This window comes from Pedobacter sp. 22163 (genome assembly GCF_052045595.1).
Taxonomy (GTDB): Bacteria; Bacteroidota; Bacteroidia; order Sphingobacteriales; family Sphingobacteriaceae; genus Pedobacter.
The window spans coordinates 772,471-797,649 of record NZ_JBQEPM010000002.1 but is presented as its reverse complement, the minus strand read 5'-3'; the positions used below and the strand labels follow the sequence as shown (position 1 = coordinate 797,649).

Sequence of the window (25,179 nt, the reverse complement as noted above, 5' to 3'; positions counted from 1 at the left end):
TTGATACGCAAAACATATTTTCTGCATATCAACAGGCAGCATGTCTTCTTATTTAATCAGTTTATTGGCATCGGTTTCCGTTTTTGGGATTGGCCATAAATATCCTTTATTGGCATCAAAGGGCGTCCGCTGCAATGCCGTGGTAATCTCATATATGATTCCGGTAGATGCAAACCTGGTTAATTTAGCAGGATTAAAGCCTTTTAAGTCCTTATAGGCATCCGGACCGCTCTCCCAACGCATGATATCAAAAATCCGCAATCCTTCAAATGCAAATTCTACCCTTCGTTCGTGCCTGATCACATTCCTTAAAGCCTGTTGAGAAAGGCCTAAACCCTCGGCGGTTTCAACCTTTGGCATCATCACGCTGGTACGCTGCCTCACCTGGTTAATCAGCGAATAAACATAAGCTTCATCATAACCGCCCTTTTCTACAAGCGCTTCGGCCTCCATCAGCAGCACATCGGCATACCTGATAATAATGGGATTTACGCCAGAAATGCCCGAAACATTGTAATTGGTATAATCTACATACTTTCTCACCCTAAAACTGGTTAAATTGGCTGCTTTTTTATCAGTCGGATAAAATACACCGGGCGCTTTGGTTGTGGCATTATAAGAATCGATGGTATAGGGAACAACAATCGAAAAATGCATCCTTGGATCCCGGTTTTGAAACCTATTGTCGTAACCCCCATTTAATACATAGGTTGAAGGTGCAACCAGATCAGAAGTTCTTACTGCGGGATTGTATAGTTTATTTGCCGGATTGGTAATTGAGAGGCCATTGGTAGAATAATACTGCTCATACAGATCGTGAGAAACCTGATAACCAGAGAACAGATAAAACCTATCGTACCATGAATTCGATAGTCCTTGCGGTAGCGCATTGGTTTGATATTGCATATCGAAAATTGTTTCCAGGTTCCCGGCCTCGCCTTCGGGCAGGAACATGGTTTTATAATCAGGCATGATTTTATAGTAATTCAAAGCCTTAACTTTAACGCAGTATGCTGCTGCCTCTTCATATCTTTTATTGTATAACAGTACCCTTGCTTTTATGGCCAGCGCAGCACCTTTTGTTGCACGCCCTTTTTCAGAAGCGGCATAAGATACGGGCAATAATGCGGCTGCATCTTCCAGATCTTTAAGCACGAGCTCAACAATTTCTGTATTTGAGCTCAGGGCCTTATTAGCCTCTTCCAGTCCTTCTGGTTTTAAACGCATGGGAACGCCTCCAAAAAAGAACGACAGGTCGGCATAGGAGAGCGCACGTAAAAATGTGGCCTCTCCTTTATACTGTTTGTAGGCAGATTCGGTAAGTTTCACTTTATCGATATAGGCAAGTACGGTGTTTGCCCTCAATATCACTTTATAATCTCTCGACCATTTGTTAACGATGTAACTGGTTTCGTTGTTATAGGTTCTGTTCCACATATCCCTGTAATCAGGAAAATAGCCATTATCAACAATAAAGTCGGTATAGATAGGCTCGTTTTTGTCGGAAACGTATGCCCTGTAGATTCCATTTACAGCCTCTCTGATGTCATTTTCAGTTTCAAAATTATCGGGAGCGAGAAAATCGATCGGTTTACGGTCCAGAAATTCTTTGGTACAGCCGAAAAGCAGACAGGCCATACAGCTTAAAAGTATATATTTTATGATTCTCATCTTTGTTTGCTTTGAGGTTAAAAATTAAGGTTAAGGCCAATAGAATAAGTAGCTACCTGAGGGTGGAAAGCGGCAGTAACGTTTGTAGAACGCCTTTCAGGATCAAAGCCTTTAGGAAAGTCAGAGATCAGGAAAAGGTTTTCGCCACTTACAAAAACCCTGCACCTGCTTACATCAAATTTCCTTGTAAATGCAGCATTAAAGGTGTAGGATAACTGTAAGCTTTTAAGCCTGAAATAAGCAGCGTTGTATATATTATAACTGGTAATCAGCGCATCACGCCCTTTGTCTACATATATCCGTTGGTACTTATCAGAAGGATTATCAATGGTCCACCGGTCGGTTACCGTGCTGGTAAGTAAGGGGCCCGTTGTGTTAAAAAAAGGCCCGATCAGGTTACCGTTCATATAGGCATCGGTACGGCCCGTGCCCTGGGCAATAACATTTAAACCAAAATTCTTATAGGATACATTAGCGGAAAGTGAATATTGCAGTTTGGGGATGGGATTGCCGATCAGGGTTTTGTCGTCTGCATTAATCACCCCGTCACTTTTAACATCGCTAATTTTAATATCACCGGGCGCGGGATTGCTCATTACCCCTGATACAGTGGGCATTCCCGGTTTTAGGGTATAAGTTCTGCTGGCATGCGGAACAGAAGGATCACTTCCGTTCTGCCAGGTAAAGTCTGACACCTGATAGATCCCATCTACTTTATAACCATAAAATGAAGAGAAAGGCTCGCCTACCACGCTACGGTTGGTCGCACTATGATCTACATAAGGCAGACCGCCCAATGATGTTAGTTTATTGGTGATGTAACTGGCATTTACAGTAAAACCATAGTTTATTTTTTTGTTGTTTACAGGCGAATTGTAACCGATACTCATCTCGATGCCCTTGTTTACCATATCTCCTATATTCTGATAAGGAAGCACGGTAACCCCTAGTGAAGGCGGAATGGTAACACGTGCCAGGATATCGTAAGTCTTTTTATTAAAGTAATCGGCGGTAATGCTCAGCCTGTTCCACAGGATCATATCAAATCCCGCATCAAACTGTTCTGTAGTTTCCCAGCGGGTATCTTTATTGGCCAGAATGATGGTACCCCTGCCCGGTACAATTGCATTGCCAAAGGCATAATATTCCGAGCCGCTCATCTGATCGGCAAAGGCATATTGGGTAAAGATGTTCTGGTTGCCCAGCTTACCCCACGATCCCCTCAGTTTTAGATATACATCATTTTTAATTCCTTTAAAAAATCCTTCTTCACTGATTCTCCATCCGGCAGAAACCGAAGGAAAATTACCCCATTTTCTTCCATCGGCAAAACGCGAGGAACCATCCCTTCTCATGTTCAGCTCGAGCAGGTACTTACCGGCATAGGAATAATTGAAGCGGCCGAACAGAGACGCTGTAGCGGTTTCATTGGCCGCACTGCTTAAAAACGGAGATGTTGGGTCGCCATAATTGAATATAGGCTGGTTGGAAGATAGGTTTTTCACACTGCCCATATCGTAATTATAGATCATTTCTAACCGCTCGTGGGCAGCCAGGAATTTCGCCTCATGTTTGCCCTTTTTGAAGGTGTACTCCAATGTTGCCAAAAACGTATTCAGGTTACTTTCCGAATTTCTTTTCTCCAGGCTCGATTCTCTGAGATTGATTGATGTTTCTTCGTAGGTACCGGAAGTATAAAACCGGGGCGTAAAATTAACATAATCGGTTTTGAGTTTATTGTTGCTCAGCAAAACCTTTCCGATCAAACCTTTAATCGGTTCTACCTCTACACTTGCTCTCGAATTGAGGCTGTTCTGCTTGTTTTCTATGCCTCCCCCCAGATCCATTGCACCCAGAAACCGTCCGGGATAGCTGTATAAGTTGGCATTGCCGGTAAGGGTATCGATGGATTGCACAAATGCAGTTGGTAAAGATCCTGAGATCTCGGCAAGCACGGTACTTGTAGGTGAGATAAGCTCCTTCCCTTTTTCATTATAACCCACCAGACCTAGGTTAACCCTTACTTTATTCTTAACAAAACTGCCACTTAAACTGCTGTTGAAAGAAAGTCTTTTAGATGAGGTTCCTAACAATATGCCCTGCTGATCTTTATACCCTACTGAATTGGAAAATTTATAATTCTTTTCGCCGCCCCTTAAGCTCACATAGTGGTTCTGCATGTATGCTTTTTTATAGTACACATCATACCAGTTGGTATTGGGATAATTCGGGTCTGTTCCGCTTTTAAACAGATCAAGCTGCGTTTGGTTATATATTGGCGCCAGTGCAACATTTACCCTGGCTTCATTCAATAAAGAAGCATAAGTGTAAGAATCAACTGTTTCGGGTAGTCTGGTGGCATCTACCATTGATCCGGTTACATTATATTCTACCTGCAGCCCTTTACCTGTGAAACCTTTTTTGGTTTCAATAATAATTACGCCTGCCGAAGCACGCGAACCATAAATTGCCGCAGAAGCCGCATCTTTAAGCACGGACATGGATTCTATATCATTCGGGTTCACATCATTGATATTACCTTGCACGCCATTGATGATAACCAGGGGATCATTATTGTTGTCGATTGAAGAAACACCCCTGATCCTGATTTCCGAGTTATCATCACCCGGACGCCCGGAGTTCTGAACAATGGTTACACCCGAAAGCTTTCCCTGCAGGATCTGATCTGCAGAAGTTAAGGCCCTGCCTTCAACCTCCTTTACAGACACACTGCTTACTGCACCTGTAAGATTTGCTTTGGTCTGTGTTCCATAACCAATCGCCACAACCTCTTCGAGTTCAGTAATACTTTCTTTCAGGGTTACATTGATTACACTTTTACCGTTGATGCTGGCCGTTTGCTGCACATAGGAAAGAAAAGAAAAAGTTAAAGTTTTTGTCGTATCCGCTACGCTCAATGTGTAATTGCCCTGAAGATTGGTAGCCGCTCCCGCGTTGGCTTTGCCCGCCTTTACAACAACGCCTGGTAAAGGCTTGTTCTGTTCATCAACTACTTTCCCGGTAATGGTTCTAAGCTGTGCAAAGGTGTTGATGCTGATCAATGAAATAAAAATAATGAATAACAGTTTTCTCATGTTTTTGTATTTATGTGTTACCCTTTTCCTTCAGATTAAGCTTCAGGGGCCATTGTACTTATAATTGGTTAGTAATTAACTGTTTGCTGCTTGAAGAATAATACAAACATCATTGGTAGGAAAATTTACAGTAAATCAGCCCCAAACTTGTGGTGTAAGCGGCCGAATAATATCCTGGAGCTAAATTTTTCACATTGATTATACTGGACGATTTTTCGGCCTCAGTTTTCAGATTACCGGTGTACACAACGTTTCTTGTAATTAAATTAACAATCCTGAGTGGTCCCTGAAGTTTGGTTTTGGATGTCACAACAATTTGTAGATCATCACTGCCATTGGAACAGAAAACCCTTAAAACAGCTGCCTTTTCCTGTGGTGCTTTTATAGGTGATCTGAGCATACTAAAAGTTTGTGCCGTAATGGTGTCAGGAGCAAGGGCTATTCCCCTAAAGATTGTGTTCGTAGGCGCCGAAGCCACCAAAACCACTTGAGGTGCAGCAAAATTCACATTATAACCTGTGGTATCCGTAATGGAAACAACCTCGCCTCCTGCTATTAAACCACTGTTTTTACGGGTGGCATACAAAACAACTTCAGCTCCATTCTGCTTGCCTGTAAGGCCTCTGTATAGATCAGTCGCCGTTCCAATTTTTCCGTTCAGCACCCAGGTTCCTCCAACCAGCGAATATTTAGATAAAGCATTTGTGCCATCGTCTGCCACATACATTACATCCACTCCCGGCACAGCGCTGCTCAGGTCTGCCATGTAAATACCATAAGGACTTCCACTTGCTGTTGCAATCCCAGGTAAATTGGTCATCGTCTGCCCAGCAGTTACCGGCATGCCTGTTCCTATTTGCGCAATCCGCAGGTTCGTTGCTGTTGTAGAAGCATACAGTTGACCATTAAATATATTAAGGCAACGTGCTGTAGGTGTTGTAATTGCTATTGAGGTTGCCGAGCCCAGAGTGGTATATCTTATCCCATTATTTCCGCCAGTGGTCCAGATATCGGTTCCGTTACTGGTAACAGCCGACCTGATGGCTACGCCGCTGAAAGTATTTAGCCCCGTCGATGTATTTACAATGCCTTCTGCATCAACAATACCAATAGTCCGTTTAACTGTTGCGCTCGCGGAAGTACTTACTCCAGCCAGTCCGGGTGCGGCGTCGTATCCGGCCAGGGCAAGAAATTTCCCATCAGGAGAGCGGGAAAGATAACCCTCTGTTTTGTCGGCAGCGGATACAGATAATGTCAAACGCTTATTTGCTCCCGTTGTTGCTACAGGCATGGAGATACTTCTCACCAAAGCCCCGCTGCTGGTATATTCGTCAAGGAAAACGCTAGTTGCATTGCCGGAGGTTAATGCAGTCAGTCCATCACCAATTCTTAACACAACAAGGTTACCCGGAGTAAAGGGTTCACCGCTTCCTGATGGTGCAACATGCTGTACATTACTATCGGCACCTATTCCAACGGGGATAAAAGAAGTGTCGCCCGTAAGCAGGAATTTATCACATCGTGCAAAATTCTGTGAACTGTCAAAAAGTTTAAGCGTAGTTGTGCCCTGAGGTATGTAGTAGGTACCTGCACTTTGCCATGCATAACCATTGATACCATGGTTTCCGAACTCGCCCGGCACCTGCTGTCCGTTCAAGATTACTTTAAATTTTCTAGTGCCCGGCCCTATCGTAAAGTCCCTGGATCTTACCCAGAGTTTGTAATTGCCCGCACTATCAATTTTAATTCCGGTTACGGCAGTAAGCTCGGTGCTGTCTCTGCTGGCATCCCGCTGGGTATAGCCCTTCAGCACCACCATATTCTCATCGAGCTCTTTAGTCCAGTTTTTTTTATTTTTGAAATCTTCTGCTTCAATCCAAAGGTCCTTGGCTGCCGAATGAAGGGGCAGTTTTAGGGAGTCGAGATGTGCAATAAATGGCCCCTTACGCAGGTTATAGTTTGCCGGCGATATTTCATAACATTTTAAATAATCAAAGAAAACTGCTCCAGAATCTGTTGCATTAGGCTTATTGGCAATACAGGTAAGCCATAAATACAGGTCGTGACTGGGGAGTTTCCTGGTATCAACCGTTTTAACCAGTTGCCCGTTGTAAAAATAATTAAGGTAATCTGGCGTATATTCAAAACCGAATACATTATAGGCGCAGCTTAAGTTTTCTGTTACAGTTTTGTAATCTCTGTTGGCATTACCGGTAAACGGCGACCACTGTATGGCACCATAGGTATAATAGTTATTGGCATAATCAGCATAGTGTTCAAAACAGTCGATCTCCAGCTTATCCATATTATCGTAAGCGGGGTTCAGATCATCAAAGCCACTTTTCCATGAAGACCAAAAAGCTTCGTGCCAGCCATAACCACCATCAATTTTAACGCTCACTTCATAGTAGCCGTACCGCCTTGGTGTTTTGGTAATTATTCCTCCGGCAGTATATGCTTTACCCCCGTAAGTTTCCTTTTTTAAATTGATGCGTATTTTTCCGTTTTCTAAAACAACATTTTCCGGCTTTAAATAACTGGTTCCGGCAACACCTGTACGGTATTTCCAAAGTGTAGTATCAAGTGAAGCCGTATTAAATTCATCAGACCATGCAAGTGAATATCCGGTGGGTGCCTGGGCATTAACGGAAAGTGCAAAGAGCAGACTAAAAGCCAGTATTAAACAGAAGACAATGTTTTTATAAGCCTTTATCGCAATTTTACTATAAATTTCATAAAAGGGCCGATGGTCCCCAAGAGGTATTAGTAAAGCTCTTTTCATAAAGTTTATTATTTGGTCAGCTAAATTTGTCCATTAAAAATTACAAAACCACAAATTTTGGATGAGTTTTATCCTCGGGAAGGTTCCCAACTCTTGGGAACATTCCCAAGAATATACCAACGCCATAATGCCAATAACAGAGTACGATGAGCTTGGCCGTTCACGCCATACCTTGGATCTTGCCCAAATAAAGAACTTTCAAAAATCTTATTATTTTGTCCCGGACGATAAAAAATGACCAATATAAGAAGGCAGCTCATCTTTAACAGCTAAACATATTCGGCCTGAAAATGTTATCACTTTATCAGCTGAAATTGTTATGCAAGAAAAAAAAGAGCAAGATAATTTTGAGAAACGGTTCAAAGAATGTGATGATAAGTTCAACACTATATTTGATCTTACCAGTGTAGCCTCAAAGATCATCCGGTCAGACCTAACCATCTTAAAGGTGAATAAGGCCCTTTGCGAAATGTTGGACTATCCTCCGGAACAAATTGAGGGAACAAAAATTCTGGATCACGCCTGTGAAGAACATATTGTACATTGGCATCGCCTACAGGAAGAGATCTGGTCTAGGCAGGTGCCGTTCTTCAAGCTGCAGGCCTGCCTGTACCGAAGAGACCGCAGCCGTGTATGGGTTGATGTGACTACGATCCTTTATAACGATCAGGGCGAAACCTTCGGATTTACTGTGCTGGATAATATTTCAGGAATGAAACAACTTGAGGAGAGTCAGAAACGCCTGAACCTTGCCCTCAAGTATACCGGCACAGCTATCTGGGAACTCGACCTTGAAACAAAAGAAGTTTTTCGTTCCCGCGACCATGATGAAATCTTTGGCTACCCGCAAAGGCAGGAACATTGGAGCCTGGAAAGTTATTACCCACATATATCAGCAAATGATCTCCCGGTGTTTAAGGAAGCCATAAACAATATTCAGACTGATGGCGGCATAGATGTACAGGTTAGATTAAATAGGGCAGATGGCAAGCTTCAATGGCTGAATATAAAGGGCAAAACGGAAACCAACAAAAAGGGTAAAGCGGTGAAACTGGTCGGTGTTATTAACGATATTACCAACGACAAAATCATAGAAAGGCATAAAGACGATTTCATCAGTATTGCCAGCCATGAGCTGAAGACCCCGGTTACCAGCTTAAAAGGATCAGTGCAAATGTTGCAACGGGACGCGAACCGGCAATCTGACCGTACCAAGCGGTTGGTTGCGCAGGCAAGCAGGGGCATAAACCGGATCTCTCTGATCATAGACGATCTGCTAAATGCCGGCAAAACTTATCGGGATCAGATAGAACTAAGAAAAACGAACTTCAACCTGTTTCAGCTGGTCCAGGAAATAGTAGAACTGTTTGCTTCCACCGAGGTCCCGGCAGTAACTATAACAGGGAAAGAAGATCTCATGGTTTATGCCGACTCAGAGCGGATTGGCCGGGTACTTACTAACCTGATCAGTAATGCAGTCAAATATGCTCCTGGTACCGCAGAGATAAAAGTTGAGCTCATTGATAATGAAACCTACGTTAAAATCTCCGTTATCGATAAGGGTCCGGGGATTGTTGCTGAAAAGATCCCCTTGCTGTTCGACCGGTATTACCAGGCCGATGAGCAGCAGCAGCAATATTCCGGACTTGGGCTAGGCCTGTTTATCTGTGCCAATATCGTCCGTAAACATGGCGGAGAAATCGGCGTTGAAAGCGTACCCAGCGAGCGTACCAGCTTTTGGTTCACCCTTCCGAAATCGGCAGGCAGTTAAGTTAAATCAGAAATATATTACCATGCACACCGTACGGATGGATAATGGATTATGCTAGTTTTTTTACCAGTCAGAAAGGTTAAGGCAAAATTTCACGAATACTCCATTATCCATTATAGCCTTACGACACAGTTGCAAACCTAAGGCCATAAGTTTTATACTACTTTCCTGGCAATGGTTACTTTACAAGATAATAAACGAAGGTTTTTAATATCTTTCCCGCGTTCCTGACCAATAACGGATCAATACCACATTGCAGAATAATTATTTCCAAGCATATTATTGAGTTACCTCGACAGGAAAAACGCTAAGGATCTTCACACAGAAGTGTTTTATCGACAATTTACGGTATGCCCATAGGTACCAGTAGTTTCAGGTGATATAAAGGGAATACCCAGATCGGCCGACCGTAATATGAGCAATGCCCCCATAAAAAACATAAACCAGGGGATAAGTTTGTTGGTATTAAAGCGGATGTATTTTTTAAGGAGAATCCCTCCTAAAGAAATCATGAGCATCAGTGGCGTGGTACCCAATCCAAAGAGGAACATAAAAGTAGCACCAGATTTAATACTACCAGTATTTAAAGCAGTTGCAAGGGCCAGATAAACCATCCCGCAGGGGATGATGCCATTAAGCATTCCGGCAAACAATCCCCACAGTGGTAAATTAAATACTTTTCCCATAAGCCTGCTCAGCGGATTGAGCGCCTTTAACTGAAGCTTTGAAAACCTATTTCTATAAGCAGCATTAAACTGTAGCGCTGTAAATAAAATCAGTACAGAACCGATTAAGATACTTAGCATTTTCTGATCGCTAAATATGCGGATACTGCTCCCTAAAGCACCCACCAACAATCCTAATACAGTATAGACGGCAATTCTGCCAAATTGGTACAACAAAAGCTGTAAGCCACTTTGAAAGAAATCCTGTTTCGTGAATGGCATGCCCAACATGATCGGCCCGCACATTACGGCGCAATGAAGGCTCCCGAAAAGCCCCATCAAAAATGCCAATGGTAAAAAATCCATCATAGGGTGATGTTATTTTTAAACAGATAATCTTTACCAGAAGAGTGCCACTTGAGGTTTAAAAACCACATTCCCTTGGGCATTTTAGTTTTATCAACCAGAATAAGATTCGCCGTTCCCGAGGTCTGTCCCTTTAACTTAACATCATCGTTGCTGTTGGCAGGCCGCATTAAAACAAGATCGTATTTTGCACTATCTTTTACCTGAATGATAATCTGAGTTTTTGTAATGGTAATTTTGGGACTGGCATTATCATCTATCACGTTCACTTTGGCATTGTATTCTGAATTATAATTGATCCCCTTTTCATAATAATTTTCTTCGATCAACGCATCCCGTCCGTGTACATGGAACATATAAACTACCATCCCCACAATAAACATCATGAATGCAATCATTCCCAACACTATTTTTGTTCCCCAGTTCATATCTCTTTTTTTAATTTTGAATGAGTGAATTTTGAATGAGTGAATGGCAACGATAACTCCACATTCAAAATTCAATCATTCACTCATTCTCTCACTCAATCATTCTCTAATTCAATCCTCAATTCCTCCCGGTTGCGCGAAAAAACTTGTAGTTGCCGTACTTAAAACCTCGCCATTGGCAATAATTTCGAAAACAGCATCGGTTTTATATTTTTTAATGGAATTGTTTTTCCTGATCAGAAAGAAAGTAAGGTGCGCCGAACCTTCTTTTGGCAAAACATCAGCTTTTTGGATGAAATTAATTTCGTCTCCCTTTTCCTTCGATCTGAAAGTAAACTTTATCGCCTTATTGGTTTTGTTGATCAGTTCTGCATTATAAAGATTACTCGTTTTATCTGCTCCCCTACTCTGGTATAAAGTACCACTTGCCCTTAATACCGTAGTCTGGATATCTTCTCTTTTATAGATCAGTGAAGAAAAAACCATCATTACCACAAACAGTACCGCAGCGTAACCGTAAGATTTTAAACCAATTTTATAGGGTTTACGTTCGTTAATAAAATCCTGATTGAAGAAACCGATCAGATTTTTGGGCCTGTTTATTTTAAGCATCACCTCGTTACATGAATCGATACAGGCCGCACAGTTTACACATTCGAGCTGCGTACCTTCGCGAATATCGATACCCGTGGGGCAAACCTGCACGCAAAGCCCACAATCTATACAGTCGCCGGCTGTTAACTCATTAGCATTTTTTTGAAGATGCCCACGTGGTTCGCCCCTGGTAAAATCATAGGCAACTACCAAACTTTGGTTATCTAACAAAACGCCCTGTAACCTGCCGTACGGACAGATTACCGTACACACCACTTCGCGTACATAGGTAAATACGCCATAGAATATAAATGTAAATAGCCAGATGGATACAAAGCCAGAAATATGGCCTGAAACGGGCTCCGTTATGATTTTAAGGAGTACATCCGAGCCGATCATATAAGCCAGAAAAGTATTCGCAATGGCAAAAGAAATCACCAGAAAGATGAAATGTTTACTGCCTTTTTTGAATATTTTATCCGCGGTCCAACCTGCTTCAGCTAGTTTCTTTTGTTTGTTGGCATCTCCTTCAATCCAGTATTCAATCCTACGGAAAACCATTTCCATAAAAATTGTCTGCGGGCAGGCCCATCCGCACCATAGCCTGCCCAACACTACCGTAAAGCACACAATGAACATGATAAAAATGAGCATGGCAAGGGCAAAGAGGTAAAAATCCTGCGGGGTAAAAATCAATCCGAAGAATACAAATTTTCTTTCTATAAAATTGAGCAGTACCAGTTGCTCACCGTCAAGCTTTACAAATGGACAGGCAAACAAAAATAAAAGCAGCACATAACTGACCCATTTCCGGTAGGTATACAACCTGCCCGATGGCTGTTTAGGATAGATAAAATTTCTGCCCCTGCATTTATTTTCTTTTTTATTTTTTGGTAACATTGGCCTGGTTTACACTGTCGGTTGGTGCTTTCACCTCATTGTCTTTTAAATCTTGCGCTTCGTATTTTTCACCCTGTGGCGCTTTGGCTCCTGCAGGATTACTTCCTTTTAGCGATAGGATAAAATTGGTAACAGCACTAATCTGTTTTGGGTTCAGGTTTTTCTCCCAACTGATCATTCCCTTTTCAGGAACACCATATTTAATGGTTTTGAACACATTATTAATGCTTCCACCATGTAGCCAGTATTCGTCGGTTAAATTTGGCCCGATGATGCCCTGGCCTTTATCGCCATGACATACCACACAATTAGTTGTAAAAACAGTGCTTCCTTCTTCCAGCACAGTTGGTGTATTATCAAACTTCACAGAGTTTTCATCAATGGTATTGGCCGATTTTTCGAGGTAGGCTGTTTTTTCTGTCTTCGCTTTGGCCATTTCATTTTCGTATTCTTTATCCTGCAGGTCTCCATAACCACCAATGTGGTAATAAAAAAGATATGCTGCGGCAAAAATCATTGTACCGTAGAAAAGGAAGTTAAACCAGGCCGGCACAGGGTTATTAAGTTCTTTAATGCCATCGTAAGCATGATCGATGACCAGATCCTTTTCTTCTTCAATGGGTCTTAAGCTTAAAAGTTTTGTCCAGATTGAAGGTTTAACAGGCTGTTGCTTTAACCAGGTATCGTAATCCAAAACAGGTTCTTTTACCGACTTGGTATATGGTGTAGGATTTAACTGTTCCTGGTACATTACCTTGAATGCATTTAACAGGGTTACTGAAACAAAAAGCAGCACAATTGCAAAAACCAAAAGGATTATAATCAGTATTTCCGACTGGTTTAACCCCAAGCCTGCCTGAGCAGGTGTTACGGGCGCTGCGGCTTTCTCATCCACAGCAAAGGCTGTAATTGAGCTAAACAGGAATAATAACGATAGTTTAATCTTCTTCATATGCAATAGGTTGATTGTCTTGAATGGGAAGCTGGCTCATCACTTCGATATGTTTTTTATTTAGTTTGAGCAGGTAAATACCCACGATTACAAAAAACACCATGAACATGAGCAGTGAGGTGATGAGGTATAATTCGCCACCGGCTAAATCTTTGATCTGGTTGAACATATTTTATTGATTTGAAGGAATGGTTTCTTTATTTGCTTTGATATCGGTACCCAAACGTTGCAGATAAGCAATAATGGCTACTATTTCCCTGTCGCTTTTAACCTTAATGTTATTCTGTTTTAGGTCGAGTGCAATCTTTTCGGCCTGAACTTTTAAATCATCGTTAGCACGTTTATCATAACCATCGGGATAAGGAACGCCCAATGTTTGCATAGCCCTGATCTTGCTCGCTGTGGTTGTAATGTCCAGTTTCTGTTCGATGAGCCAGGCATAAGGCGGCATAATGCTTCCTGGCGACATTGAAGTAGGATCGATCAGGTGATTGTAATGCCAGGCATCAGAATATTTCCCGCCTATGCGATGAAGATCAGGCCCGGTACGTTTACTGCCCCATAAAAACGGGTGATCATATACAAACTCTCCGGCTTTACTATATTCTCCGTATCGTTCGGTTTCTGAACGGAAAGGCCGCACCGTTTGCGAGTGGCAGTTTACACAACCTTCTCTGATGTACAGATCTCTGCCCTGAAGCTCTAGTGCCGAATACGGTTTTACGCTCGCAATTGTGGGCACGTTAGATTGAATGGTAAAAGTGGGCATCATTTCTACCATGCCCCCGATTAGGATAATGATGAGTGATAACACCATAAACTTCATTGGCTTACGTTCCAGCACCCTATGCCAGGCTTTATCTGCCAAAGAAGTTTCGATGATAACTTTGCTTAATGGCATGGCTTCGGCCGGTTCGTTGGCAAGCAATTTAGCGCCCAACATGGTTTTGGCCAGGTTATAAGTCATTGCAATTACCCCTATTAAATACAGCGCCCCACCGATTGAACGTAAAACATGCATTGGGATAATCTGCAGCGTGGTGGCTAAGAAATTCGGGTACTTTAATAAACCTTCTGGCGTAAACTCTTTCCACATTAGCCCTTGGGTAAAACCTGCCCAATACATCGGCACGGCATAAAAAAGGATACCCAAAGTACCTATCCAGAAATGAAAGCCTGCTAGCTTTTTAGAGTATAATTCTGTTTTGTAAATGCGTGGAATTAACCAGTACAGGACACCAAAGGTTAAAAAGCCGTTCCAGCCCAAAGCGCCAACGTGTACGTGTGCTACAATCCAATCGGTAAAGTGGGCTACACCATTAATCTGTTTTAAAGATAATAACGGACCTTCGAAGGTGGCCATACCATAAGCGGTAAGGGCAACCACCATAAATTTAAGGGTAACATCTTCCCTTACCTTATCCCAGGCACCGCGCAGGGTTAACAAACCGTTGATCATACCGCCCCAGCTTGGTGCAATCAACATGATCGAAAAGGCAACACCTAATGATTGTGCCCAACCAGGCAATGATGTATATAATAAATGGTGCGGGCCGGCCCAGATGTAAATAAAAATGAGCGACCAAAAATGCAGGATACTTAATTTATAGGAGTAAACGGGTCTTCCGGCCATCTTAGGCAAGAAATAATACATCATGCCCAGATAAGGCGTAGTGAGAAAAAATGCCACCGCGTTATGTCCATACCACCATTGTACCAGCGCATCCTGTACACCGGCATACACATAATAACTTTTCATGAAAGAAATAGGCAGCTCAAAAGAATTTACAATGTGTAATACCGCTATGGTAACAAATGTGGCAATGTAAAACCAGATGGCCACATATAAATGGCGCTCTCTTCTTTTGAAAATGGTACCGAACATGTTTACGCCAAAAACCACCCATATAATGGTAATAGCAATATCAATCGGCCATTCGAGTTCAGCATACTCATGTGATGTAGTAAAGCCCAGGGGAAGGGTGATTACTGCCGATAAAATGATCAGTTGCCAGCCCCAGAAGTGGATTTTGCTCAGCACGTCGCTAAACATCCGTGCTTTTAACAAACGCTGAAGGGAATAATAAACACCCATAAAAATGGCATTGCCCACAAAGGCGAAAATTACGGCATTGGTGTGCAGCGGCCTGATCCGGCCAAATGTGGTGTACTGACTGCCCATGTTCATTGCGGGTTTAAACAGTTGCATTGCTGCGAGCAAGCCAACCGTCATGCCTATAATTCCCCAAACCAGGGTGGCAATACCAAAGTTCCGAACAATCTTGTTATCGTAAGTAAATTTTTCTAACTGCATAATAGAAGCTGAATTTTTGTATGTTTTGTACACCAAAGGTATCTGGCAGTGGGCGGATAAAGTATGACGGCAGTTAGCTGGAAAAGTGATCTTCTTCACTTTTTTCAGCAACAATTTCATCATCGAAGAGCATACGGATCCCCGGGGTATGCACATCATCATTCTGACCGGTTTTATAAGCCCAGAAAAACGCAGCCAAAAAAATGAGTGCCATTAAAACACTGCAGCCAACCAAAAAGTAAAGGATGTTCATATCAGTTTATTTTTACGCGCAAACCATCTGGTTGCCAAAGTGGTAAAAGAGATAATCGTAACGGTACTGATTGGCATCAGCACTGCGGCCACCAAGGGATAAAGTGTACCCTGCACCGCAAAATAAACACCTATGAAATTGTAGGCGATGGCTATAGCAAAGCTTGTTTTAATGATCTTCAGCCCATCTTTACTGAGCTGGATAAAATCTGGCAGAAAGTTTAAGGCATTACCTTGCAAAATAGCATCACAGCCGGGCGTAAAATTATTGATATTATCCGTTAATGCGATTCCAAAATTACTTTGTTTTAAGGCTCCGGCATCGTTTAATCCATCGCCCAGCATCATCACTTTATTCCCAACCTGCTGAAGCTTTAAAACTGCATTGAGTTTTTGGTGTGGACTTTGGCGAAACCTGATGGTTGTTTTTTCGGTGAATATCGTATCCAACATCCCACGGTCTTTATCGGTATCACCAGATAAAACCAGCAGCTTCAATTTCGAAAGTTTTAAGATCAACCGCGCTAATCCCGAACGCCACTGCTGTTTGATGTCGAAACATCCTTTATAAACATGATCGATCACAATATGCACGCCGCTTTCGCGGGCAGATTTTACTGCTATAGGCAGCATAGAAAGATGTCCGGCATAAATACTGTGGTTATTTATTTTAGCGGTCAAACCTTTCCCTACCACCTCTTTATAATCGCTGAGTGAATAAAACCGATCAACATTCAGGGCTTTTAAGATATGCCTGCTCAAAGGATGGATAGAATTTCGCAAGAGGGAACCAATAATAATCTTTTCCTCCCCGGATATCGTTCCGCTAAAACCGATCTCCGCATTTTCATTGCTGGTTAGGGTACCAGTTTTATCGAAAATCAGGGTATCGCATTTGGCAAATTCTTCAACGGCATCTGTATTTTTTACATAAAACCCTTTCTTATCAAAAACCGATAAAATTGCAGATAGTGTAAATGGGGTACTTAAAGCCAATACGCATGGACAGGCCACAATAATTACGGCGGTAAATGCCGACCATGCTTTGTGGCTATCGTTCTGAAGCAACCAATACCCGGTAGCGGCAAATGCAATCAGGAAAACCGCCAGACTAAAGTATTTGGCTACAGTATCATTAAAGTTCCGTTTTTCGGTATTGTTTTTATAATTATCGTTGTTCCATAAACCGGTTAAATAACTCTGTGAAACAGGTTTGATCACTTCAAGTTCTATGGCCTCACTGGTTTGCCTGCCACCTGCATAAATAATTTCGCCCAGAACTTTATGTACAGGGTCTGATTCGCCGGTAACAAAACTCATATCCATCCAGGCCTCACCTTTCATTAAAATTGCATCTGCAGGAACGAGCTCACCATTCCTGATCCATAGCCGGTCGCCGATCTTGATTTCGTTTATGGATACTGGTTTTTCTTTGCCGTTTAGCAGTGTAGTTACCGCAATTGGAAAATATGACCGGTAATCGCGATCAAAAGAAATGTGATGATAGGTACGCTGTTTGAGCCATTTCCCCATTAAGAGCAAAAACACCAAACCGGTTAGTGTATCGGCAAAACCCGGACCTGTACCAAAAACAATTTCAAAAGCCGTGCGCAAGAAAAGCACCGCAATAATTAATGCTAAAGGGGTATCGAGGTTAATATGCCTGTGTTTAAGGCTTGTTATGGCTGAGGTAAAATAATCGCGACCGCAGTAAAAAGCTGCAGGAATAGAGAACGCAAGGTTTAGCCAGCCAAAAAGCGATTGAAATTGTTTCTCGAAACCTGATAAACCAAAATATTCCGGAAAGCTAAAGAGCATAACATTGCCCATTAAAAATCCGGCAACGGCTATTTTTAACACCAAAGCTTTATCTACCGAACTGCTGTGTTCCCGTACTACATCCTGCAGACTGATCAAAGGCTCGTAACCAATCTGGTTTAAAGTTTCTACCAGCTGCCTTAACGAAATTTCGTCGTGATTGAAACTTATGGTAACCTGTTTTTTAAGAAAATCGATCCTTGAGCTGAATATAGCGGGGTTGATTTTATAAAGGTGTTCTAGCAACCAGATGCACGAACTGCAGTGTATTGCAGGGATATAAAAGGTGATAATGCTCGAACTTTCATGTTTATAATCGAGCAGCTGATCGATAATTTTTGGCTCATCCAGATATTCTAAATGGCTTTCATTCTTAAATTGCCTGCCTGGATTGTTGTTGTACACATAATAATTGCATAAATTATTCTCTGAAAGGATCTTGAAAACGGCCATGCAGCCCGCACAGCAAAAATCTTTATCTTCCGCCTGATATTTTACCATGGGCAGATCTTCGCCGCAATGATAGCAAAGGGCTTGTGCTGCAGTTTTACTTTGATCTTCCATTTTTAACCTTTACTTAAATTGATGAGCTGAACAATTGGGTTTTGGGCTGTTTAAGCCATAGTTTCTCGTCGAAAGCCATACACACGTTTCGTAAAAAAGATCGCCCCTTGGTGGTAATCCTGATTTCTTTTTCGGTTACCCAGATCAGCTTATCGCGTAATAAGGGCAACAGCCTGTCATATACTTGTTCTGGAATGCCTTCGTTGTACACTGTATTTTCCTTACACATGAGGTTAAGGATGTGTTTTCTTACCTCAAGATCTTCACCTGTAAGTAAATGCCCTTTTTCTACAGGGAATATGCCTTGTTCAATTTTATCAAGATAACCTTCTACTGTTTTCGGGTTTTGTGCAAAAGCTGTCCAGCTATCGCTAATAGAAGATACGCCAAGGCCAATAAGTAAATGGGTATGTTTATTGGTGTAGCCCATAAAATTGCGGTGCAGCTTCTGTTCAGTCATCGCCTGGAACAAAGAATCGCTGTTCAGTGCAAAATGGTCCATCCCCACATCTTTATATCCTGCGGCATCAAGCAATTGTCTGCCCAATTGGTAGAGCGCAAACTTTTCGTCGCCCAGGGGAAGATCTTTTTCGGTATAATGTCTTTGGCCGGGTTTTAACCAGGGCACATGTGCATAACTGTAAAAAGCAATGCGGTCTGGCTTCATATCGATTACCGCTGCTATGGTATCCGCTAAGCCCGGAATTGTTTGCCCCGGAAGACCGTAGATTAAATCAAAATTAACAGAGGTGTAACCAATTTTCCTTGCCATGGTGGTAATGTTAGCTACCTGTGCAGTGGTTTGAAAACGGTTGATCAGGAACTGAACTTTGGGATCAAAATCCTGGATCCCCAGGCTTAACCTCTTAAAGCCAAGTTTATAAAGTGTGGTTAAATGTAGCTCAGTAGTATTGGCCGGATGTGCTTCAAAAGAAAGCTCGGCATTGGGAGCCAGATTGGCCTGCTGCATAATGCCCCCAATAAGCTGTTCGAGGTTTTCTGCGCAAAAAAAGGTAGGTGTTCCACCTCCCAGATGCAATTCTTTTAGTTTAGGTTTTTCCCTCAGTACTTCCACATACATTTTCCACTCCGAAAGTACTGCCGCTATATATGGCAACTCTACCGAATGGTTTTTGGTAATACGCGTATTGCAGCCGCAATAGGTACAAAGGCTTTCACAGAATGGAAGGTGGATATAAAGACTGATTCCTTCTTCCCCATACGTTGCATAGGTATTGGCCACACTGCCCAGCCAGCCATTTGCATTGAAATTTTCATTATCCCAGTAAGGAACAGTTGGATAACTGGTGTACCTTGGTGCGGCAACATTGTATTTTTTAAGTAGTGCAGCAGTTTCCATTATTTCAGCGCTTTTACGGTGGAACATTCGTTTTGACAGCAGCACGCGCTACCTACGCATTTACCTACCGCCCATTGATCGAGGTTTTTGATCACCTGTTCCATCCGCTGTTTAGCATCGGCATCGCCGGATGCCAAAGGAACGTTTGCCACTTTGATCCCAGCAGAACCGGCAGCTTTTAAATCAAGATGATCTGTTTGGAATGATGAGGTTGCAATGTATTTTATACCCAGGGCTTTTAGTCCCAGAATCATCGCCTCGCTTAGTTCATCGTTATTAAAAACCAGCAGGGCTTCCTTTCCGGTTGCATATGAAAGCGTATCAATAGTTAAACTATTGGCAATTATGGTAATGTCGTGTTTTTTATAATTGGCCAGTACCAACCATTCCTTTTCATCGGGTTTGATGTTGTAAGCTATAGCTTTCATATACAGAGTTTATGAATACAAAACTATAGAGGAAGTAAACTGCAACAGGTGAGGATGCTTAGAGAAAAAAATGATCTTTGTTACATTTCTTAGTTTGGCGTTGGGTGTTTGGGGTCGATTAACCGATGTAAACAATTTGAGTCCAGAGCTTGGCGCTAGGCGCATAGCGTAGATCAACCGATTAAAGAGTTTAGGGATGATTCAACCTGAGTAATAAATATGAACTATTGACTAATTCCCATAATACAATCGTCATTCCACGCAGGTGGGATGCTAAAGCAGTAAGATTACCAATCAATTACCAATTACAGATTCTAAAATTGGCATCTTCTCGACCGAAGCAAATGCGGAGTGGAGAGATCTTTGGACTATGCCTTATATCCCGCTGAACTTATTTCAGCGGCTATAGGTTAAAGATTCTTCACTGCGTTCAGAATGACAGGTCTTATAAACGATCATCATCACGAACCATTGACCAATGCACAATTTACTGTTTAATATTTCGGAGTCTTTCGATTGAGCGGATATTTATGGCATTGCCGGTTTTATCAATCAGTTTTTCATCTTTAAAATCAGCAAGCATTCTGCTTACGGTTTCGCTGGCTGTACCCACCAATGCAGCAAGGTCATCACGAGAAATCCGGATGGTACAGCTATCATCAACACCATTTCCAAACTTAGCGGCCACTTGCAGCAAGGCTTCCGCTACACGTTTCCGTACTGATGAATAGGCCAATTGAAGCATTTGCTGTCCTCTATCGCGCACATTTCCAGATAACAAAGCAATAAAAGTTTTGGATACGGCCTGATGGTTGAGCAGGTACTCCATAAAATCGGCTTTGGGGATCTGGATAATGTCCGATTCAATTAAGGTTGCTGCATTGTCTGTATATACTTCGCCATTACACAAACTTTCATATCCAAAAAAATCGCCATCATGATACAAGCCCGATGAGAGTTCCCTGCCATCCTTAAAACGTTTATAGGTTTTCACCTGGCCCTTAACTACATAATAAAGATGGGTTGGTTCATCCCCTTCCACATAAATAATCTGTTTGCTGGCAATTGGCCTTAATTTACCCTTTTTACGGAGCTCGTCCATCACCGCTTCGCTATTGCCCGATGCTGCATTAAAGCCCGCTGATTGTTGTTTCTTTTTAAACCTGCTTTCTATGGCCTTAAAAAGTTCTATATCATCAAACGGTTTGGTGAGGTAATCATCTGCACCCATTTCCATACCTTTTCGCATGTCTGCCCGCTCGGTTTTTGCCGTAATGAAAATAAAAGGAATATTTGCCGTTATCTGGTTTTTGTTCAGTAGGTATAAAACCCCATAACCATCCAGTTCCGGCATCATGATATCACAGAGGATCACATCAGGTAAATGATTCAAAGCCATTTCTACACCTAATTTACCATGTTTCGCGGTAAAAGTTTCATACCCCGCCAGATCCAGCACCTCAGCTGTACTTTCCCTTATGTCGTCATTATCTTCAATAATCAAAACTTTCTTGTTCATGGAGATTGGGTGTTTAATTGTAAATTATTTACCAAGCGCAAAGCTGAGCGTAAAAACCGTACCTGAGTTTTGTTCGCTCTGGCAGGCTACAGTGCCATTCATCAGCCCTACATATCTTTTTACAATGTTCAGGCCTAAACCTGTGCCAGGGATATCGCCCGTATTGTGCGCCCTGAAAAATGGTTCGAATAAGTTGCTCTGATCGACTTTTGGAATCCCTATACCGTTATCTTTTACCTCCAAAATGAGTTCATCATCTTTTAAAATGGAATTGAACTGGATCAAAGTATCCGCGCCGGAGTATTTTATCGAATTGGAAATCAGATTGATTACACAGTTTTTCAACAGGTTCGGATCGAGATAAACTTCAGCAGTTATACCTGTATGTTCGTAAATAATATGCTGGTTCTGTTTGGTCATCATCTGCATTTCTTCAGCTATTTCTTCAGCAAAGCTGATGATATTGAAAGACTGGGCCGATGCTTCTACTTTTCCGGCCTCAAGTTTTTCGAGCGAGAGGAAATCGTTTAAAATTGTAGTAAGGTTATTGATCGAATTTTTGATTTTCAGCGTATGTTTTTCTACACTGGCCGCATCATGTTTGGAGGTATATTTATCTATTAAAGAAGCAGATAACTGAATAGAGCTGAGTGGTGTTCTAAACTCATGCGAGGCCATCGAAACAAACCTTGTTTTGAGCTGATTGAGCTCCTTCTCTTTCTGAAAAAGCGCCTGCATATTTTCTTTGGCCATTTCAAGTTCGGATACCAGCTTTACCAGATCATGTGTACGTTCCTTGATCTTTACCTCTAATTTTTCGGTGTAACTTCTAATCTGCTCTTCATTAGCTTTTTCTTTACTCAGATCGTGGATAAAACCGGTGTAAATTTTACGGTCGCTAAATTTTATTTCGCTTACGCCCAGTCTGAAGGGAAAAACCGAGCCGTCTTTACGTTTTCCGGAAACCTCTCTTCCAATACCTATAATGTGTTTCTGTCCGGTATGTTCATATCTGGATAAGTAACCATCATGCCGCGAATGATCGGGCTCTGGCATTAAAACCGATACGTTTTTTCCAACCAGTTCTGCTCTGCCATAACCAAAAAGCTCAAGTGCAGCCGGGTTTAAATGTTCTATAATCCCTTTATCATCAATGGTAATAATCCCATCAATGGCATTTTCAATAATTGCATCTAAAAATTTCGATCTATCCATGTAATACATCAGTATATCCTCGTAAATATAGAAAAGTTATTCCCGATCTTTTTCTCTTATTCAACAATCAATCCGTCCAGTTTGTCTTTCGACTTCGCCAGCTGTTCGAATAATCCTTTTAATTCTCCAGATGCCTGATCTGCAACCTCGGCAAAAAGCTTTTTATAATAATTAATCCCTTCAGCCAATTGGAGTTTGAATGCGCTTAACTGCTTCCTTTTTTTATCGCTAAAATGTTGAAGCTGCTGTTTAATATCTTCCTGAAGATAATCGATATAAAGATTGAGCTCTTTAATAAAAACATGTGGTCTTTCTACTTGTGCCAGCAGGTTAATTTTACCGTAAATATGGCCAACCATTTCATCAAATGAATATACATCGGAAAAATAGGCCAGGTTTGGCCCCGGGCAAATGGCTACTGCGGTGCTTTCTTTTGGTTTAGCCATGTTATATTTCAAATAGGTAGCGGCACATAAGCCCTCACAAAGGCAAACTTTTTCGGTTACCAGGTTAAACTGCTTTTGGTATTCATCTGCTGATAGGCCGGCGGTTTTGAGGCTTTTGATTTTTAAGTGCTGATATTCGCGGGATGCCGTACAGATGGCTTGCTCGGTAAATTCGGTATTGTTGCAAAGGTATTTCTTGGTACAGGGGCTTCCCGGCCTGCCATTTTCAATCCGCTCGGTGCGCTGGAGTTCTATTGTACTATTTTTAAAATTATTGAACCGGATACCCAGCGGAGAGGCTCCACTTAGATAAAAATCACTTTCTGTTGAGCTGGCCAATTGCGCCAATGTTCTGGCATCTACATTAGTTACTTCGGGGACCAGTAAAAAAGGGCTTCCCCATCCTGTGGCGTCTAGATTGTAATGTTGAAGGAGGAAATCGTGTTCTGCAGCCGTACCAATCCCACCCTGAACACTGATCCGTTGTTTGGGCTGTTTTTCTGTTCGGATTCCCTTTTGCACCAAAGCAGATTGGTACATTTCAAAAAGCTCAGCAAGCATGTCGTTTTTTTTGAGCTTAAATTCTTCCAAAATCGGCCCAAGCAAGTATCCTTCTGTCGCAAATGCATGGCCTCCACAGTTTAAGCCCGACTCTATCCTGAATTCTGAAACCCACAAACCCTTTTTCGCCAAAAATTTAGCCTGGATCAATGCCGACCTGAAATCGCTTACTTTTAAGATGATTTTCTTTTTCAGCTTGCCTTTTTCATCTGGAAAAAAGTCTTCAAAATTTTCCATATAACTGTATAATTTTGGGTTCATACCAGCAGAGAGTATAACAGAGGCGTTTAGTTTACTTTCGGCAAAACCGCGTAATGCACTTAATGCATCGGTATTGGTATCACCAGAATATTCGCCATCGACATAATTCATTTTATCTACCTTGGCCATGATGTTCACATCAATAGCCCCTACCCGCATCGAATTTTTCAAAAGCGCCTGGAAGGCCTGCTTGGTTTCACCTTCAGGATATTGCAACATCAGTTCGTAACCATGTTTTAATTTAGACGTATCAGGCAGTAGCTCAAAATAACGGCATATATCATTACCAGTGGCAAAATCCTGCTTTTTTAAGTTTTTAAAATCGTCGGTTATCGTTTCCAGCAAAAAATTGAGGTATGCAGTGATGCGTTTACTCCGGCAGTCAGCTGCTCCTTTTGGAATCGCTTCGAAATGAATCTGGCGGTTTTTTGAATGATAAGCACGCATGCGCTCTATCAGTTCGTCATCAACAATAGATAGCACGGACGAAATACCGTACCTGGCAACTTTTAGTGGCGTATCAATAGAATAGCCTAGGCCTAATACAGGGATATGGAATGAATGTGGCATGATATGTTGTAATATAGGTTTGGCCTCTTATAACAAAAAGCCGATGATTTCGACAGCAAAACTATTATAGTTGAACTGATCTGGAGATGATGCCTGTCAAAATGAAAAGTGAGGGAGGTCACTTTTTAACGTTTTATAATATGCCTTTGGAAAGTTGGGGTATATTTATTTGTTAAAAACGCTTATTCAACACTATCGTTTATTTCGAATCTACCTGTTTTAAGATGAAAGATAATTTTGAACACGATAAGATCTTCATCATAAGTATCTTTCTTGCCAGTTCCATGCGATGGTTGCTCCGAAGGGGTATTGGTTAAAGGCATCATTCGGTGGATAATCCCCTGAAGTGCCCTTTGTTTTTCTGCAGCATCGGTGATTTCTTCAAATTTGCCCCAGCACACCACACTCTTCCAGTTAAAGGTGTCGCGGATCTGCTCGGTTTGAAAACATACCTGAGGATTACTTTTCATCATCCTGATTTTTTGCCCCGGAGCAGAATGGGCGTAGACCATGCCGCTGCTATACACATAATTAATGGGTACAATGTAACTTATCCCATGTGCATCGCAGGCCAAACGGCCAATATATTGTTCCTTAAGGAGTTTTTCGATCTCCCCTTCTCCTAGTTTTCCTAACATCTTACAAAA

Annotated in this window: 18 protein-coding genes; 1 reads left to right on the top strand and 17 read right to left on the bottom strand. The window is 41.9% G+C overall.

Annotated features, from left to right (window positions below; all coding sequences use genetic code 11):
- Window positions 1–48: 48 nt before the first annotated feature.
- The 3 genes from ACTJKN_RS07980 to ACTJKN_RS07970 form a co-directional block, all read right to left on the bottom strand.
- Window positions 49–1,671: a RagB/SusD family nutrient uptake outer membrane protein gene (locus ACTJKN_RS07980; RefSeq protein WP_440823859.1), complete on the bottom strand. Its 1,623-nt coding sequence runs from the start codon at window positions 1,669–1,671 to the stop codon at window positions 49–51.
- Between the two features lie 17 nt (window positions 1,672–1,688).
- A complete protein-coding gene (locus tag ACTJKN_RS07975; protein ID WP_440823857.1) occupies window positions 1,689–4,766 on the bottom strand; it encodes a SusC/RagA family TonB-linked outer membrane protein in 3,078 nt (1,025 codons plus the stop codon).
- Between the two features lie 109 nt (window positions 4,767–4,875).
- The gene (locus tag ACTJKN_RS07970; protein ID WP_440823855.1) at window positions 4,876–7,548 is read right to left on the bottom strand and encodes a family 16 glycosylhydrolase; all 2,673 of its coding nucleotides are present in this window, start codon (window positions 7,546–7,548) and stop codon (window positions 4,876–4,878) included.
- 319 nt (window positions 7,549–7,867) lie between these two features.
- On the opposite strand from ACTJKN_RS07970, the gene ACTJKN_RS07965 reads away from it, so the two are divergent.
- Entirely contained in the window at window positions 7,868–9,319 is a 1,452-nt protein-coding gene (locus ACTJKN_RS07965) for an ATP-binding protein (protein WP_440823854.1), read from the top strand.
- Window positions 9,320–9,651: 332 nt separating this feature from the next.
- On the opposite strand, the gene ACTJKN_RS07960 is transcribed toward ACTJKN_RS07965, so the two are convergent.
- The 14 genes from ACTJKN_RS07960 to ACTJKN_RS07895 form a co-directional block, all read right to left on the bottom strand.
- Window positions 9,652–10,353 (bottom strand): sulfite exporter TauE/SafE family protein, encoded by a 702-nt coding sequence (locus ACTJKN_RS07960; RefSeq protein ID WP_440823852.1) that lies wholly within the window; start codon window positions 10,351–10,353, stop codon window positions 9,652–9,654.
- Window positions 10,350–10,778 carry a FixH family protein gene (locus tag ACTJKN_RS07955; RefSeq protein WP_440823850.1) on the bottom strand — a complete coding sequence of 143 codons (429 nt, stop codon included), beginning with the start codon at window positions 10,776–10,778 and terminating at the stop codon, window positions 10,350–10,352. The genes ACTJKN_RS07960 and ACTJKN_RS07955 overlap by 4 nt, the downstream gene beginning before the upstream one ends.
- Window positions 10,779–10,889: 111 nt before the next feature.
- Window positions 10,890–12,272, bottom strand: a complete 1,383-nt coding sequence (gene ccoG / locus ACTJKN_RS07950) for a cytochrome c oxidase accessory protein CcoG (RefSeq protein WP_440823848.1) — start codon at window positions 12,270–12,272, stop codon at window positions 10,890–10,892.
- The gene (locus tag ACTJKN_RS07945; RefSeq protein ID WP_440823847.1) at window positions 12,256–13,224 is read right to left on the bottom strand and encodes a cbb3-type cytochrome c oxidase N-terminal domain-containing protein; all 969 of its coding nucleotides are present in this window, start codon (window positions 13,222–13,224) and stop codon (window positions 12,256–12,258) included. The genes ccoG and ACTJKN_RS07945 overlap by 17 nt, the downstream gene beginning before the upstream one ends.
- On the bottom strand, window positions 13,211–13,393 hold the full coding sequence (locus ACTJKN_RS07940; protein WP_167293061.1) for a hypothetical protein: 183 nt from the start codon (window positions 13,391–13,393) through the stop codon (window positions 13,211–13,213). Before ACTJKN_RS07940 ends, ACTJKN_RS07945 begins: the two co-directional genes overlap by 14 nt.
- A gap of 3 nt (window positions 13,394–13,396) precedes the next feature.
- Window positions 13,397–15,538, bottom strand: a complete 2,142-nt coding sequence (ccoN, locus tag ACTJKN_RS07935; RefSeq protein WP_440823845.1) for a cytochrome-c oxidase, cbb3-type subunit I — start codon at window positions 15,536–15,538, stop codon at window positions 13,397–13,399.
- 73 nt (window positions 15,539–15,611) lie between these two features.
- The gene (gene ccoS / locus ACTJKN_RS07930; RefSeq protein WP_440823843.1) at window positions 15,612–15,791 is read right to left on the bottom strand and encodes a cbb3-type cytochrome oxidase assembly protein CcoS; all 180 of its coding nucleotides are present in this window, start codon (window positions 15,789–15,791) and stop codon (window positions 15,612–15,614) included.
- Window positions 15,788–18,172: a heavy metal translocating P-type ATPase gene (locus ACTJKN_RS07925; protein WP_440823841.1), complete on the bottom strand. Its 2,385-nt coding sequence runs from the start codon at window positions 18,170–18,172 to the stop codon at window positions 15,788–15,790. The genes ccoS and ACTJKN_RS07925 overlap by 4 nt, the downstream gene beginning before the upstream one ends.
- Before the next feature lie 13 nt (window positions 18,173–18,185).
- Window positions 18,186–19,559, bottom strand: coding sequence for an oxygen-independent coproporphyrinogen III oxidase (hemN, locus tag ACTJKN_RS07920; RefSeq protein ID WP_440823839.1), 1,374 nt, complete (start codon window positions 19,557–19,559; stop codon window positions 18,186–18,188).
- Window positions 19,532–19,960, bottom strand: a complete 429-nt coding sequence (locus ACTJKN_RS07915; protein ID WP_440823837.1) for a lactate dehydrogenase — start codon at window positions 19,958–19,960, stop codon at window positions 19,532–19,534. The genes hemN and ACTJKN_RS07915 overlap by 28 nt, the downstream gene beginning before the upstream one ends.
- Before the next feature lie 487 nt (window positions 19,961–20,447).
- Complete coding sequence (locus tag ACTJKN_RS07910) at window positions 20,448–21,479, bottom strand: response regulator (RefSeq protein ID WP_440823836.1); 1,032 nt, start codon at window positions 21,477–21,479, stop codon at window positions 20,448–20,450.
- A gap of 24 nt (window positions 21,480–21,503) precedes the next feature.
- Window positions 21,504–22,694 carry a PAS domain-containing sensor histidine kinase gene (locus tag ACTJKN_RS07905; RefSeq protein WP_440823834.1) on the bottom strand — a complete coding sequence of 397 codons (1,191 nt, stop codon included), beginning with the start codon at window positions 22,692–22,694 and terminating at the stop codon, window positions 21,504–21,506.
- A 56-nt stretch (window positions 22,695–22,750) separates the two neighbouring features.
- Complete coding sequence (locus tag ACTJKN_RS07900) at window positions 22,751–24,532, bottom strand: hypothetical protein (protein WP_440823833.1); 1,782 nt, start codon at window positions 24,530–24,532, stop codon at window positions 22,751–22,753.
- 182 nt (window positions 24,533–24,714) lie between these two features.
- Window positions 24,715–25,170 (bottom strand): pyridoxamine 5'-phosphate oxidase family protein, encoded by a 456-nt coding sequence (locus tag ACTJKN_RS07895; RefSeq protein WP_440823831.1) that lies wholly within the window; start codon window positions 25,168–25,170, stop codon window positions 24,715–24,717.
- Window positions 25,171–25,179: the final 9 nt, after the last annotated feature.

Coding starts and splice junctions, on each gene's coding strand:
- ACTJKN_RS07910 (WP_440823836.1), bottom strand. CDS start 21,479: ATGAACAAGAAAGTTTTGATTATTGAAGATAATGACGACATAAGGGAA.
- ACTJKN_RS07940 (WP_167293061.1), bottom strand. CDS start 13,393: ATGTTCAACCAGATCAAAGATTTAGCCGGTGGCGAATTATACCTCATC.
- ACTJKN_RS07965 (WP_440823854.1), top strand. CDS start 7,868: ATGCAAGAAAAAAAAGAGCAAGATAATTTTGAGAAACGGTTCAAAGAA.
- ACTJKN_RS07900 (WP_440823833.1), bottom strand. CDS start 24,532: ATGCCACATTCATTCCATATCCCTGTATTAGGCCTAGGCTATTCTATT.
- ACTJKN_RS07955 (WP_440823850.1), bottom strand. CDS start 10,778: ATGAACTGGGGAACAAAAATAGTGTTGGGAATGATTGCATTCATGATG.
- ccoS (WP_440823843.1), bottom strand. CDS start 15,791: ATGAACATCCTTTACTTTTTGGTTGGCTGCAGTGTTTTAATGGCACTC.
- ACTJKN_RS07975 (WP_440823857.1), bottom strand. CDS start 4,766: ATGAGAAAACTGTTATTCATTATTTTTATTTCATTGATCAGCATCAAC.
- ACTJKN_RS07895 (WP_440823831.1), bottom strand. CDS start 25,170: ATGTTAGGAAAACTAGGAGAAGGGGAGATCGAAAAACTCCTTAAGGAA.
- ccoN (WP_440823845.1), bottom strand. CDS start 15,538: ATGCAGTTAGAAAAATTTACTTACGATAACAAGATTGTTCGGAACTTT.
- ACTJKN_RS07915 (WP_440823837.1), bottom strand. CDS start 19,960: ATGAAAGCTATAGCTTACAACATCAAACCCGATGAAAAGGAATGGTTG.
- ACTJKN_RS07905 (WP_440823834.1), bottom strand. CDS start 22,694: ATGGATAGATCGAAATTTTTAGATGCAATTATTGAAAATGCCATTGAT.
- ACTJKN_RS07925 (WP_440823841.1), bottom strand. CDS start 18,172: ATGGAAGATCAAAGTAAAACTGCAGCACAAGCCCTTTGCTATCATTGC.
- ACTJKN_RS07945 (WP_440823847.1), bottom strand. CDS start 13,224: ATGAAGAAGATTAAACTATCGTTATTATTCCTGTTTAGCTCAATTACA.
- hemN (WP_440823839.1), bottom strand. CDS start 19,559: ATGTTCCACCGTAAAAGCGCTGAAATAATGGAAACTGCTGCACTACTT.
- ACTJKN_RS07980 (WP_440823859.1), bottom strand. CDS start 1,671: ATGAGAATCATAAAATATATACTTTTAAGCTGTATGGCCTGTCTGCTT.
- ccoG (WP_440823848.1), bottom strand. CDS start 12,272: ATGTTACCAAAAAATAAAAAAGAAAATAAATGCAGGGGCAGAAATTTT.
- ACTJKN_RS07960 (WP_440823852.1), bottom strand. CDS start 10,353: ATGATGGATTTTTTACCATTGGCATTTTTGATGGGGCTTTTCGGGAGC.
- ACTJKN_RS07970 (WP_440823855.1), bottom strand. CDS start 7,548: ATGAAAAGAGCTTTACTAATACCTCTTGGGGACCATCGGCCCTTTTAT.